The organism is Shewanella sp. SP2S2-4 (assembly GCF_031932025.1).
GTDB lineage: Bacteria > Pseudomonadota > Gammaproteobacteria > Enterobacterales > Shewanellaceae > Shewanella > Shewanella baltica.
In genome coordinates, this window is record NZ_JAUOER010000001.1 from 73,671 (window position 1) to 87,167 (window position 13,497).

At 46.0% G+C, this 13,497-nt stretch carries 12 protein-coding genes; all 12 read right to left on the bottom strand.

The annotated features are described in order from the left end of the window. Positions 1–151: 151 nt before the first annotated feature. Complete coding sequence (locus Q4Q54_RS00400) at positions 152–2,155, bottom strand: methyl-accepting chemotaxis protein (RefSeq protein WP_311987151.1); 2,004 nt, start codon at positions 2,153–2,155, stop codon at positions 152–154. 296 nt (positions 2,156–2,451) lie between these two features. Next, positions 2,452–2,919, bottom strand: coding sequence for a bacterioferritin (gene bfr, locus Q4Q54_RS00405; RefSeq protein WP_126492617.1), 468 nt, complete (start codon positions 2,917–2,919; stop codon positions 2,452–2,454). A gap of 9 nt (positions 2,920–2,928) precedes the next feature. Then, positions 2,929–3,402: a bacterioferritin gene (gene bfr, locus Q4Q54_RS00410; protein WP_106651431.1), complete on the bottom strand. Its 474-nt coding sequence runs from the start codon at positions 3,400–3,402 to the stop codon at positions 2,929–2,931. 261 nt (positions 3,403–3,663) lie between these two features. Next, the gene (gene nqrM, locus Q4Q54_RS00415) at positions 3,664–3,888 is read right to left on the bottom strand and encodes a (Na+)-NQR maturation NqrM (protein ID WP_063884096.1); all 225 of its coding nucleotides are present in this window, start codon (positions 3,886–3,888) and stop codon (positions 3,664–3,666) included. Positions 3,889–3,899: 11 nt separating this feature from the next. After that, positions 3,900–4,946, bottom strand: a complete 1,047-nt coding sequence (locus Q4Q54_RS00420) for an FAD:protein FMN transferase (protein WP_063884097.1) — start codon at positions 4,944–4,946, stop codon at positions 3,900–3,902. Between the two features lie 98 nt (positions 4,947–5,044). Then, on the bottom strand, positions 5,045–6,301 hold the full coding sequence (nqrF, locus tag Q4Q54_RS00425; RefSeq protein WP_006083934.1) for an NADH:ubiquinone reductase (Na(+)-transporting) subunit F: 1,257 nt from the start codon (positions 6,299–6,301) through the stop codon (positions 5,045–5,047). Positions 6,302–6,347: 46 nt separating this feature from the next. After that, entirely contained in the window at positions 6,348–6,956 is a 609-nt protein-coding gene (gene nqrE / locus Q4Q54_RS00430; RefSeq protein ID WP_006080469.1) for an NADH:ubiquinone reductase (Na(+)-transporting) subunit E, read from the bottom strand. 5 nt (positions 6,957–6,961) lie between these two features. After that, positions 6,962–7,594: an NADH:ubiquinone reductase (Na(+)-transporting) subunit D gene (locus Q4Q54_RS00435; RefSeq protein ID WP_006080467.1), complete on the bottom strand. Its 633-nt coding sequence runs from the start codon at positions 7,592–7,594 to the stop codon at positions 6,962–6,964. Continuing rightward, positions 7,594–8,382 (bottom strand): Na(+)-translocating NADH-quinone reductase subunit C, encoded by a 789-nt coding sequence (locus tag Q4Q54_RS00440; protein WP_220590973.1) that lies wholly within the window; start codon positions 8,380–8,382, stop codon positions 7,594–7,596. The genes Q4Q54_RS00435 and Q4Q54_RS00440 overlap by 1 nt, the downstream gene beginning before the upstream one ends. Then, positions 8,375–9,574, bottom strand: coding sequence for an NADH:ubiquinone reductase (Na(+)-transporting) subunit B (locus tag Q4Q54_RS00445; protein ID WP_006080463.1), 1,200 nt, complete (start codon positions 9,572–9,574; stop codon positions 8,375–8,377). The genes Q4Q54_RS00440 and Q4Q54_RS00445 overlap by 8 nt, the downstream gene beginning before the upstream one ends. Further along, a complete protein-coding gene (locus Q4Q54_RS00450) occupies positions 9,574–10,908 on the bottom strand; it encodes a Na(+)-translocating NADH-quinone reductase subunit A (protein WP_006080462.1) in 1,335 nt (444 codons plus the stop codon). The genes Q4Q54_RS00445 and Q4Q54_RS00450 overlap by 1 nt, the downstream gene beginning before the upstream one ends. Positions 10,909–11,309: 401 nt before the next feature. Further along, complete coding sequence (locus Q4Q54_RS00455; RefSeq protein ID WP_311987157.1) at positions 11,310–13,364, bottom strand: TonB-dependent receptor domain-containing protein; 2,055 nt, start codon at positions 13,362–13,364, stop codon at positions 11,310–11,312. Positions 13,365–13,497: the final 133 nt, after the last annotated feature.

The following is a 13,497-nucleotide window of genomic DNA, read 5'->3' on the forward strand; positions in this document are numbered from 1 at the left end:
CAGTAATCAAGTGTTCATCATCAATTTAGCGGGGATCGGGCGGGAAACCTAAAATTAAAAGGAGCCTAAGCTCCTTTTGTGAGTGCACTATGAGTGATGCCGTGATTGAGCTGATGGTCAGTGAGCAAATAGTTCACTGACCAACTTAGGCTTAAATCTTAAATTGGCCGATATTGCGTGTGAGCGCGCGGGTCATATCCTCAAACCCTTGCAAGCTTTGCGACAAGTCCTGACTCGAAAGCAAAGACTGATCCGACAACCCCCGCACATTATCGACATTGAGCGCCACTTCCTCGGCCGCCACGGCTTGCTGATCGATTGCTACGGTTATTTCAACCGTTTGCTGTTGGATTGACATAATCGCCGTCGCAATATCATTCAGTGCCGCTTCGACCTGAGTCGTTAGCTCTTGCCCCGCTTTCGCTTGCTCAACGCCCGATTCCATCACTTGCTCAGCCTGCAATGCACTCTGTTGCAAGGTTTGAATAATACCTTGAATGTTGGCGGTAGAATCTTGGGTACGGGATGCCAACGTGCGCACTTCGTCAGCCACGACAGCAAAACCGCGGCCTTGCTCACCCGCACGCGCCGCTTCAATCGCCGCATTCAATGCCAATAGATTGGTTTGCTCGGCAATATTACGGATCACACTCAAGACTTCACCGATTTGCTCTGAACTATTGCGTAAGTGTTTAATCACTTTCGCCGCGGCAATCACTTGCTCTGACAGCGCCTTCATCCCTTCGGTCGCACGGGAAACAATCTGTGTACCGTCGTGGGCTTGAGTTTGCGCCTTCTGGGCAAAATCATTGGCACGCTGGGCACTGACAGCCATTTCTTGACTCGTTTGCGCCATTTGCGTCGCGGCGGTGGCAACCGAATCTATCTGCTGCTTTTGCGATGAGACCGACGACACGGCTAAATCACAGATTTGCCGCGCATCAACAACGCCCGTGCCCACCTCTTGGGTTAAGCTGCGCGTATCCAACAACATGTGCTGCACTTTCTCGGCAAAGCGGTTAAAGGCATCGCCAAGTTTGCCTAACTCGTCTTCTCGATCCATTAGAATACGTTTTGATAAATCACTGTCACCTTCGGCGATATCTTCCATCGCATCCAATAACTTAGCTAATTGGCGTCTAAAGGGCAGCAACATCAACCATACTGTCACGCCCATTAGCAGCATGATACCTATGGCGACCATACTGGCATTCCAGAACGCGGCGGTTACTGGCGCTTCAATCACTTCGTGAGGCAACATAAAGGCTAAGTGCCACTTTTGTTTGGGATAATCGCCGCCCACAGTCACAAAGCTCACCCGCTGGGGAACGCCATTAAATGTAACATTAGCAAACCCTTGCGCTTCCCTTTGCATCTGTTGTCGTAATGCAGAAAATCCTGATGTGTCCTTAAACTGAGTATCCACTTGATTCGCCAAGGAGCCCGGCGGGAAACGCTCGGAAAAACCAGGGAAATACACTAGCTTGCCTTCGTCTGTCATTAAGAAAGCTTGGCCAAAATCACGGTATTTAATCGGTGCCAGCAGGGATTTACCAATGGTATCAATCAAGATATCCATGCCGCCAATGCCAATCAGCTCACCATTAGCCGCATAAACGGGGGTTTTAACCGTAGCAGAAATTGAACCATCGTTCGCATCGACCGCTGGATCGCCAACAAAGAGCCCGGCTTGATCGATCGCTTCCTGCCACCAAGGTCGTTTGTTGGTGTAGTAATCTGGATCGCCATCAAAACGGCCATTAAGGTCAAAGTACTCGAAGGTATTGGCCGAGCCAAAAAACACCGATTTAACATCACTATCGCGATCAGAGAAAGACTTAAAGTAACCAATAATGTCTTGGTACTGGCGATCAGCCGCGAGGTGACTGCCACGGGCGTGATACTGAGTAAACCACTTCACTAAACCCGGCTCGGCAAACACTGAATGGATCACTTGGCCCTTAGCAATAAAGTAACCGCTAATCTCATTGGCTTTTAAGGCAACTAACGCCGAAATATCCGCATCGACTTGCTTTCGCGTGTTATCACTTTCTTTCGTCACCAACAAAGCGGCGACTAAGGTAAGCAGTACAGCAAGCGCACCAACGATAGTCACCACTAACTGCAAACTTAGAGAACGTTTCATATATCCCATCAATCTTCCCGTCTGGCTGACCAACAACTTAACAATATGGCTCGCAAAAATAGTTTTACACGGTAACAATTTTTACCTGTTAACAACAGATGAAATCGCCATAAAAAACGTAAATAAGTATTTGTAAAGAAAGGATATTGAACGTATAACAGGATTCGCTAAATTTAAGGCGGATTGCAGAGGATGAGTTTGTAGAGGCAAAGTTTTACAGTCAGATAGACTATATAGGGATTCAAAAAATAGGAAGCGGTAGAAATAAGATCAGCGAGTTAGCCTCGCTGATCTTGATTTAGCGATTACATCTTAGTTTGCAGGTAGTTTTGCAGCCCGACACGGCCGATAAGTCCGAGTTGTTTTTCGAGCCAATACATGTGGTCCGACTCAGTATCGTCGAGTAACACTTCGAGGATTTCGCGGGTCTGGTAATCTTGCTTCTGCTCACACAGGGCAATCACTTGACGCAAATCGTCCGCTACCTTGTACTCGTAGGCGAGATCATTACGCAGCATCTCTTCCACATCTTTACCTATGTTCAACGCCTCACGGGCGGCAACATTAGGCGTTCCTTCGAGGAATAAAATACGCTGTACTAATTTGGCCGCATGGGCTTTTTCATCATCGGACTCATGGGCGATGCGCTCATAGAGTTCATTCAAGCCCCAATCTTCGTACATATGGGCATGGACAAAATATTGATCCATTGCCGAGAGTTCTCCCGTTAGGAGTCGATTTAACGCATCGATGACGTCTTTATCGCCTTTCATATCCCGCTCCTATTGGTCGCTAATTTGCGATTGTAGATAATTTTGAATCCCGGTTAGCGTAATGAGCTCTTGCTGCGACTCAAGCCAATCTAAGTGTTCTTCCTCGTCTTCAAGGATGTCTTCCAGCAGATCGCGGCTCACATAGTCTTGCTCGGCTTCACACAGGTTAATGGCATCACGCAGCAATGTCAGTTGCTCTTGCACCATGGCCAGATCGCAGTCGAGCATTTCTTGGCTATGTTCACCAATGCGAAGTTTCTCGAGTTGCTGCAAATTTGGCAGACCTTCCAAAAACAGCACGCGCTCGATGAGCTTATCGGCGTGCTTCATATCTTGGATAGATTTTTTATATTCGACGTGATTGAGTTTCTCTAAGCCCCAATGTTTAAACATGCGGGCATGGAGGAAATATTGATTGATGGCGGTCAACTCACAGGTAAGCACCCGATTCAGTTGCCCAACCACTTTAGGATGACCTTTCATAAGTTACTATCCTTGGTAAGCGTGAAAAAGATTGATCTAAATCAAGCTTCTAGCCTAGTACAATTTACCCATCAACTCAAATTATCTTTATATTTCACAAACTTAATGATGAAAAGCATTCTCATTCCTGCTTAGATTAACGCGCTATCTCCCTCATAACCCAAGGATAAATTTAATTGGATGGTATAGCTTGATAAGTTTCATGCAAAAAAATAGCCTCCAGATAGGAGGCTATTGTCGAAACTGGCGATTGAGAGAATATTAAATAATACGGTCTTTGGTTAACTTCTCACGGCGCGCTTCTTCAGCGGCCATACGACGTTTACGTTTGTCACAAGGGTCATCACAATCACACGCTTTTTCAATCCCTAGAACACCTAAACCGCCACAGCTTCCCTCGACGGCTTTGCGCTTGATGAGATAACCTATCGACATCAGCAAAAAGAACAGTAATAAAACTACAAATGCCGCGATAAAAGTGCTCATGTTAACTCCAACTACTTAAGGAAAGGCTTGAAGGCGTCACTGTAATAGACTTTAAATCCTTCGCCTTGCTTTTCAATTAGCATTATCGCCAAGTGTTCCTTCTTGGCAAGCTCCAATGATGCTTCTGTACCTAAAACCATCATAGCCGTCGCAAAACCATCGGCAGTCATGCAATTCTGATGCAATACGGTCACAGATGCTAGCTTATGATTGATTGGCAAACCGGTACGTGGATCAATTATATGGGTAAAACGTTGGCCGTCTTCCTCATAATAATTACGATAATCGCCCGAGGTCGCCATCGCCATAGTCCCTGGTGATATAACCTGCTGTACGGCTTCTGAGCCATCATCGGTCGGTTGCTCTATGGCAACGCGCCAAGAGCTACCATCGCCTTTAGCACCTTTAATGCTCAGCTCACCGCCAATTTCAACTAAATACCCAGTCGCGTGGTATTTATCGAGAATGGAAGCCACTTTATCAACCCCAAACCCTTTGGCGATTGATGACAGGTCTACGTACAAATGCGCGTTATGCTTACTTAAACGATGACCTTCTATCGAAAGCTCACTAATACCGGTTTTGGCTTTCGCCGCATCGATATCGGCCTGAGTCGGAACCTTAGTTGGGCGCTTATCAGGACCAAATCCCCACAGGTTAACTAAAGGACCTAAGGTAATATCAAGTGCCTTATCCGTCACTTGATATAAGCGTATTCCCTCTTGCACCACTTTGATGGTATCCGCTGAAACTTCAACGCTTTGCTCCAATGGCAATTGGTTGAAACGGGATAATTCTGAATTTGGGCGATACGTCGACATCTGGTCATTGACTAGCTCAAGGGCTAAATCAATTTCCGCTTGAAGTAATTGCGCCGTCGGCATCTGCTCATTCGGCACGACTTTAATGTGATAAGTCGTCCCCATAGTGCTGCCCGCTAATGAAATGACCTCGTTCTGCTTCGAGCAGGCTGAAACAAAAAAGGCCAGCCCTACGAGGACTAGCCAGTTAAATGAATGCTTTAAAACTGAGGTATTGCTCTTTAAGGTCTGAAACATAGTGACCTACTACTCTTATTTGGGCCCTTAAATGCAAAAGTTGCAGATGAGAGATTATCCTCAACATCTGCAACTTTTCTATCTAGGACTAATGAACATTAGCCGCCGAAGTCATCCAACAAGATGTTTTCGTCTTCGACACCAAGATTTTTCAACATACCAATTACGGCAGCGTTCATCATTGGAGGTCCACACATGTAGAACTCACAATCTTCTGGTGCATCATGGTTTTTCAGATAGTTTTCATACAATACGTTATGAATAAAACCTGTGTAACCATCCCAGTTATCCTCTGGTTGAGGATCTGAAAGGGCCACATGCCATACGAAGTTGTCATTCTCAGCCGCAAGGCCGTCGAAATCTTCTACGTAGAACATTTCACGTTTAGAACGTGCACCGTACCAGAAGCTCATCTTACGTTTAGAGTGAAGACGCTTCAGTTGGTCGAAGATGTGCGAACGCATTGGCGCCATACCCGCACCACCGCCGATAAACACCATTTCTGCATCGGTATCTTTCGCGAAGAATTCACCGAATGGGCCAGAAATTGTCACTTTATCGCCAGCTTTTAAGCTCCAAATGTAAGATGACATCTTACCGCAAGGCAGAGTCAGGTTACGTGGTGGAGGCGTAGCAATACGCACGTTCAGCATAATAATACCGAACTCTTCTGGGTAGTTAGCCATTGAGTATGCACGAATCGTTTCTTCATCAACCTTAGATTCAAGATTGAAGAAACCGAAGTGTTCCCAGTCGCCACGGTATTGTGCAGGTACGTCGAAATCTGCATATTTAACATGGTGAGCAGGTGCTTCGATTTGAATATAACCGCCAGCACGGAAGGGTACAGATTCGCCATCAGGAATTTGCAGCTTCAGTTCTTTAATGAAAGTGGCTTTGTTATCGTTAGAGATAACTTCACATTCCCATTTTTTGATACCGAAGATTTCTTCGTCAAGCTCGATTTCCATATCGTTCTTAACGTTAACCTGACAAGAAAGACGACAGCCTTTACGGGCATCACCTTTGCTAATGTGGTCAAGTTCTGTAGGCAGAATATCACCGCCGCCAGACTTAATCACCACGCGACATTGGCCACATGAGCCACCGCCACCACACGCACTCGATACGAAGATACCGCTGTTAGCCAAAACGCCTAACAACTTACCGCCAGCACCGGTTGTAATTGCTTTTTCAGGATCGTCATTAATGCCGATCGTGATGTCACCGCTAGCCACTAACTTAGACTTAGCGAATAAAATCACTAATACCAAGATGAGGACGATAGCAGTAAACATACTCACACCGAGGTAAACCTCGAGCGGAGTAGATTTAAAAATACCAAGAATATCCATTAACTTATCCTTAGAAGGTCCAATTCAAGAAGCCGTTATGTGTCTCTTACAGAGACACACCAGAAAACGACATGAAACCTAAGGCCATCAAACCAGCGGTGATAAAGGTAATCCCTAAACCACGTAGGCCGTTAGGCACGTCGGCATACTTCAGCTTCTCACGGATACCGGCCATCAATACGATAGCTAATGCCCAACCCACTCCTGAGCCGAAACCAAACACCACACTCTCGCCTAACTTGTAGTCACGCTCAACCATGAATGATACCGCACCGAAAATCGCGCAGTTCACTGTGATCAAAGGTAAGAAAATACCTAATGCGTTGTACAAAGGTGGAAAGTACTTGTCCAGTGCCATTTCCAGAATTTGAACCAAAGCCGCAATCACACCGATAAAGGTAATGAATTTCAAGAAGCTTAAGTCAGCTTCAGGTGCGCCAGCCCAAGCAAGTGCACCAGGAGCAAGCAGCCCTTGATAGATAACTTGGTTTGCTGGGACAGAGATAGTTAACACTACAACTACCGCAATCCCTAGGCCCATGGCTGTGGTGACTTTCTTAGACACAGCCAAGAAAGTACACATACCTAGGAAGAAGGCCAGTGCCATGTTTTCAATGAAAACAGAGCGAATTAACAGGCTAATATAATGTTCCATCGCACTTACCCTTTTGCTTCAACTTGCTCTGGCTTATAGGTACGAATAATCCAAATCAAAACACCGATCAGGAAGAACGCACTCGGAGGCAGTAGTAGCAGACCGTTTGGTTGGTACCAGCCACCATCAGAGATCTTGTGCAGGATTTCAACACCGAACAGAGAACCGTTACCAAACAGTTCACGTACGAAGCCAACAGCTAACAGAATTGCACCGTAACCTAAACCGTTACCGATACCATCCATAAAGCTCATCATTGGCGGTGTTTTCATCGCGTAGGCTTCAGCGCGCCCCATTACGATACAGTTCGTAATGATAAGGCCGACGAATACCGACAGCTGCTTAGAGATCTGATAAGCATAAGCCTGCAGCAATTGGTCAACCACGATTACCAAAGAGGCAATAATGGTCATCTGTACGATAATACGCACACTGCTTGGAATATGATTACGGATCATTGAGATAAACAGGTTCGAAAACGCAGTTACCGCAGTTAACGCCAACGCCATTACCAGTGCAGTTTCGAGCTTGCTCGTTACCGCTAATGCACTACATACACCAAGTACTTGTAAAGCAATCGGGTTGTTGTTGACTATAGGTCCGGTCAGAACCTGTTTCAGTTCTTTAGCGTCAGACATTAGTTGAGACCTCCATTGCGTGCTTTTTCAATGAAACTCGCAAAACCTTCTTTCCCTAACCAGAATGTCAGTGAATGTTGCACACCGTTACTCGTTAAGGTTGCGCCAGATAATGCGTCTACACCGTATTCAGTGCTAGCAACAGCTGGGTTTTTCGTTACGCTGATAGCAATGTTACCTTGCTCATCAAATAACTTTTTGCCATGCCATTTCGCTTTCCACTGAGCATTTTGCACTTCGCCACCTAAGCCCGGCGTTTCGCCTTGCTCATAGTAGACTAAGCTTTGCACTGTGTTTAGATCAGCATCCATAGCAAGGAAGGCATACATAGTAGACCAAAGGCCATAACCATGGATTGGCAGGATCACACTCGTTAATTTGCCTTGTTCATCACGAACAAGATAAACCACAGCGTTATCCGCTACACGTTTCACTGAAGCAATGTCGTTCTCAGGTACAAATGAGGTTTTCACATCACGAGACGCTTTACGTTGATCAAAAGTGTCAGCATTAACACCATCAACCCAAGCACCCGTTTTTAAATCGACCAATTTAGCTTCGATGTGTTTGCCGTAAGTATCCAGAATTTGCGCTTTGGTGACCTTGCCAGCTTTAGTATCGATAAGACCAGCGGCTTCCAGAATGTACTTTTGCTTATCGAGCAGTTTATTTTCTGCTTGAGTCGGTCTCAGTAACACTGCTGCAGTAGACACAAATATCGCACAAATCAGACATAGGCCAACGACGATAAATAAGGTTCTGCCGAACGAATCTTTATTACTAGCCACGGGCAATCCTCCGCTTGATATTTGCCTGAACCACGAAGTGGTCGAACAATGGCGCGAACAAGTTAGCAAACAGAATTGCCAACATCATGCCTTCAGGGAATGCAGGGTTAATCACGCGGATAAACACAGCCATTGCACCGATCAAGATACCGTATGCCCATTTAGCTTGGTTAGTGAATGACGCTGACACTGGGTCTGTCGCCATAAACATCATGCCAAACGCAAAACCACCTAACACTAAGTGCCAGTACCAAGGCATTGCAAACATTGGGTTAGTGTCGCTACCGACAACGTTCAGCAGAGTAGAAATGGCAATCATACCGACCATTACACCGCCAACAATGCGCCATGAAGCGATACGGGTGTAGATGATGACCAAACCACCTAACAGAATCGCTAACGTAGACACTTCACCAACAGAACCTGGAATGAAACCGAAGAACGAATCCCACCAGTTTTGGTTGATTGCATAATCTAATGTGCCCGCTGCTGCTTGGCTCAGTGCAGTCGCACCTGAGTAGCCGTCAGCCACAACCCATGAGGTATCACCCGACATGTTCAACGGATAAGCGAAGAACAGGAAGGCACGACCCGCTAGTGCTGGGTTTAAGAAGTTACGCCCTGTACCACCGAATACTTCTTTCGCCACGACCACACCGAAGGTGATACCCAGCGCCACCATCCATAATGGGATAGTTGCTGGCAGCGTTAAAGCGAACAGGATAGAGGTAACGAAGAAACCTTCGTTGACTTCATGGCCACGAATAGAGGCAAACAGCACTTCCCAGATACCACCGACGGCGAAAGTCACCGCGTAGATAGGTAGGAAGAAACAGGCGCCATACCACATTAGCGCAGGCCAGCCAGAGTTTGCCGTCAGTTCGGTACCGAACATGCTGAACAAGCTCACTTGCCATACGTCAGGGGTAGCAAAACCAGCCACTAAAGCTAATTGAGCTTGTAAACCTACGTTGTACATACCCACGAACATCGCTGGGAAAGCACAAGCCCAAACCGTAATCATCATACGTTTTAGGTCGAGGTTATCGCGAACGTGGGTTTTGCCCTTGTTCACTTTACCTGGGGTATAAAAAATCGTGTATGCCGCTTCGAATAGGGCATAAAACTTTTCGTATTTACCGCCTTTTTCAAAGTCGGGTTCAATACGTTCGAAAAAATCTTTCAAGCTCATTAGCCTTCCCTCTCGATCGTATCTAAACAGTCACGCAGATATGAACCGTAGTCATACTTGCCTGGACATACGAACGTACACAGTGCGAGATCTTCTTCATCTAACTCTAACGCGCCTAACGTAGCAGCACCGTCAAAGTCACCTGAAATCAAGTCACGCAACAACATAGTAGGAAGAATGTCCAATGGCATTACACGCTCATAGTTACCAATTGGCACCATAGCGCGGTCTGAACCACCTGTACTGGTCGTCATACTGAACAGACGAGAAGGAGCAAGATGTCCTAAGAATGCACGAGTGATAGAATATTTGTCTGAGCCTGGTAATACCCAGCCTAAAAATTCTTTCTCTGTACCTTCTTCTAACAGACTTACTTGAACATGGTAACGACCTAAATACCCTTGTGGGCCAACGGCTGTACGACCATTCAGAACAGAGCCTGAAATTAGACGAACATTGCCATCTAAGGCTTCACCTGCGGTTAATTCAGTCATGCTCGCGCCCACAACAGTGCGTACGAGTCTTGGCTTAGCCGCTTTAGGGCCTGCGATCGCAATAACACGTTCGGTATTGAGTTCACCCGTCGTAAATAGCTGACCAATTGCTATTACATCTTGGTAACCAATATGCCAAACGGTACGTTTTGCAGAGGCAGACAATAAGAAGTGAATATGAGTACCGACTAATCCTGCAGGGTGCACACCGGCAAATTCTTCAACTTGGGCGTTTGCGGCAGGAATATCAGCGCCAGGCGCTTTACAAAGGTAAACTTTACCGTCAGTAAGTCTTGCTAAGACCTTAAGACCATTAGCAAAATCTTCTTTATGCTCACGGATCACCACAACGGGATCAGCGGCAAGAGGTTGAGTATCTATTGCGGTTACAAAAATACCAGCAGCAGAAGAGTCTACAGCAGGAACTTTGCTAAAAGGACGAGTACGCAAAGCAGTCCATAAACCTGATTCGATCAGATTGTCACGGACTAACTGCGAGTCGAGCGTATCGAGTGCAGTGGCATCATATTTAGCAAAGGCAACGCTTTCGTTTCCTTCCACTTCAATGACAACAGACTGCAGAACACGCTGGGCGCCCCGGTTAATGTCTAATATAGTACCACTGGCTAAAGCCGTATATTTAACGCCTAAATTCTTCTTATCTTCAAAAAGAACCTGGCCTTTTTGTACTTTATCGCCCACTTTGATTTTCATCGTTGGACGTAAGCCAATATACTCTTCACCCAAAGTAGCTACATGTTTAATGGCTGGGCCATTATGGATAACTTGCTCTGGTCCGCCTGCTATAGGCAGTTCCAATCCTTTCTTAATTGTAATCATATCCACAAGCACTACGTTTGAAGGAAAGACAATGCGCCGCGTTCCTGCTAAATACTTAGGTTTTAAACAAAACCTACTGCATTGAGCTAGCGCAGATTTATCACAGAAATGCGATCGCAATCACGCTGGTCGCGCGCATTTTACCCCAATTGACTTGGCATCGCCACGAAAATTATAGGTGATTTCAAACCTAAAATACGGATTGAAAAGAATCATGCGCTACGGCGTTCACCTTCCGACCTAGTGACTGATCAGAAAGAGAGAATATTACGGCCACTGGGTACTATAGCATTAATAATTAAAGATTTAATTTAGCAAAAAGTCGAAACATCCACTAAACACGGCTTAAATCGATCTTATTTGTTTCAATTGATTTAAATTCAAACGAAATAAAATTCAACTTAAAAGCGCCATTGATAACCTAAATAGCTAATACGTCCATTTTCCGATCGAATTCCGCTATTTGATGCTGTTGTGACTAATGTCTCATCTAAGAGGTTTTCTATCCGAAAATAAATCTCATGGTGACGGTTAAAATGATAATTCGCCGCTAAATCTACCCGCCATTGTGCGGCGACAGGCTGTAATTCGGCGCCGAATTGGCCCATTTCGCGCTCCGATTGATAAAAGACATTCGCATGCAGTTCATATTCGGCATATTTCATCCCAGCACTCAACTGCAGTTGCTGCTCGGGTAACCAAGCCACTCTATCGCCAGCCACGACGCAGCCTTGGATTTCATTGCAGCTATTGGTTTGATACTCGGCATTCGAATACTGATAATTTAACGCTAAAGGTAACTGCACACTGCCCAGTTCCCACTGATAGCCAAGATTCAGCTCAACCCCTTTGGTCAGCACATCCACGACATTGCCTTGTACCCACAAACGGCTGTCGGCACATTGGGTATACGCATCACAATTGACATGCAGATTATCAAAATCTTGGACGTAGGTTTTGATGTCAGCACTAAAATGCTCGCTGGCATATTGGGCGCTGACTTGATATTGCAGCGACACTTGTGCCTCTTGCTCAAGATTCCCCGCACTCGCGGCGGTCCATGAGCGTCGAATATCCGTACTAAAGCGCCAATCTCCAGCATGATATAAAACGCCAAGTTGTGGCATCCAATCGCTGTCGGAAAAATCTGCCGTTTCGAGTCCGGCGTAAGCTAAATTGACCTTGCGATTAACGTCCACTTTTTCATAGGCGAGCGCGAGTTTGAGCTGCAATCCGTCCCAATTAAACAAGGAGTCGATGGCCGAAGTGAATGCCGTCGCATCATCGGTATAAGCCAACAGCGCATTGGGTGCATCACTCACTACACTCAAGTCCTGCTGCCATAGACTCTGCTGATCGCCAAGGTGCATCTCGGCTTTATCCGTATGATAACGAGCGCTATAGCTAATTTGATGGGCGCCATACTGATTCACCGATTCAGTTTGTACCCCAAAGGAGCTGAAATCATTGTCTTGTTGTAATGAGGCGACCGCGACGCCATCGACTGTCGGCTGCCGTTCAAATGCAGCCAGCGCAGCTAAACTCTGGGTATCAAGCACTTGCCCATCAAATTGATTGAGTTGATTTAATTGCTGCGAATAGGATTGATAGTAAAAGTCCGTGATGACCTTATGCCCACCACTAAGCGCAACTTGGTGCGACAGTTGATACTTATGGTGACGCCCTTGATGCTTATCTCCAGCCGTAGCCGAATACAAACTCATCGGGTCTTGTTGCCAATCGGCCTGCGTTAAGCCGAGTTGGGAGCGATAGCTATCATCATCGAGGAACTGGTAGGTAAACTCAGTCACCTGCGGACTTCGGGCACCTAATAAACTCGCAGCATTAATTTTAAATAAGATATCAGTGGTTTGGCGGTCAGTATCTTGACCATTGAGTAAGTGATCGGCGCCGCTACCATCACTGTAGTTAACCGCGAGTATCATGCCGTATTCTTTTTGCTTCACGCCCCAATTCACATCGACACTGTAGTCAGCATCCGTATTGCCTTCGAGCGTTACCTTACTGTTTTCCGCTTGCTCGGCTACAGGTAAGGTTTGATAACTCACCACCCCAAACGCCCCTTGCCCACCAACCGCCATATTCGCCATTGGCGTGACAGTGACACTCTGTTGTTGCAGCAGATTGGGTAATAGTTGTAATTGCGGTGCAGAATAAGGCGCAGGTGAGAAATACACTCTATCTTGCAATACGGCCACGCCTTGACTCGCGCTGCGCATATTAATGCTTGCTGGATTTCCGTTAAGATCTGCAGGTAAAACCGTCAAAGCCGTTAACTGGCCTAACGCTAAACTGTCAGCAGTGGAGTGGAATGTGTCATTGACCTGGTTCAGTTCAAGCATTTGACTGTGGAAATCATCGGCGAACGTTGTGTTAGAACAGGCAAGAGATACAGAAATTGCACAGAGTGATACTGTGAAGTAACGACTAGGCATACCAAGCTCCCAAAAATTTTGTTAGCGTACGGTGTTTTTGTTATTAACTTGTAAAATAGCTGAATTTGTTTGAAAAAAAAAGCGACTCTCGTCGCTTTCTCTCATTAACTTCAGGAAACTGAATTTACTGGCT

Bases quoted from the DNA above. Each gene is read 5' to 3' on its own strand.
- Q4Q54_RS00400 (WP_311987151.1), bottom strand. From the start codon at position 2,155: ATGGGATATATGAAACGTTCTCTAAGTTTGCAGTTAGTGGTGACTATC.
- bfr (WP_126492617.1), bottom strand. From the start codon at position 2,919: ATGAAAGGCGATAAAGACGTCATCGATGCGTTAAATCGACTCCTAACG.
- bfr (WP_106651431.1), bottom strand. From the start codon at position 3,402: ATGAAAGGTCATCCTAAAGTGGTTGGGCAACTGAATCGGGTGCTTACC.
- nqrM (WP_063884096.1), bottom strand. From the start codon at position 3,888: ATGAGCACTTTTATCGCGGCATTTGTAGTTTTATTACTGTTCTTTTTG.
- Q4Q54_RS00420 (WP_063884097.1), bottom strand. From the start codon at position 4,946: ATGTTTCAGACCTTAAAGAGCAATACCTCAGTTTTAAAGCATTCATTT.
- nqrF (WP_006083934.1), bottom strand. From the start codon at position 6,301: ATGGATATTCTTGGTATTTTTAAATCTACTCCGCTCGAGGTTTACCTC.
- nqrE (WP_006080469.1), bottom strand. From the start codon at position 6,956: ATGGAACATTATATTAGCCTGTTAATTCGCTCTGTTTTCATTGAAAAC.
- Q4Q54_RS00435 (WP_006080467.1), bottom strand. From the start codon at position 7,594: ATGTCTGACGCTAAAGAACTGAAACAGGTTCTGACCGGACCTATAGTC.
- Q4Q54_RS00445 (WP_006080463.1), bottom strand. From the start codon at position 9,574: ATGAGCTTGAAAGATTTTTTCGAACGTATTGAACCCGACTTTGAAAAA.
- Q4Q54_RS00450 (WP_006080462.1), bottom strand. From the start codon at position 10,908: ATGATTACAATTAAGAAAGGATTGGAACTGCCTATAGCAGGCGGACCA.
- Q4Q54_RS00455 (WP_311987157.1), bottom strand. From the start codon at position 13,364: ATGCCTAGTCGTTACTTCACAGTATCACTCTGTGCAATTTCTGTATCT.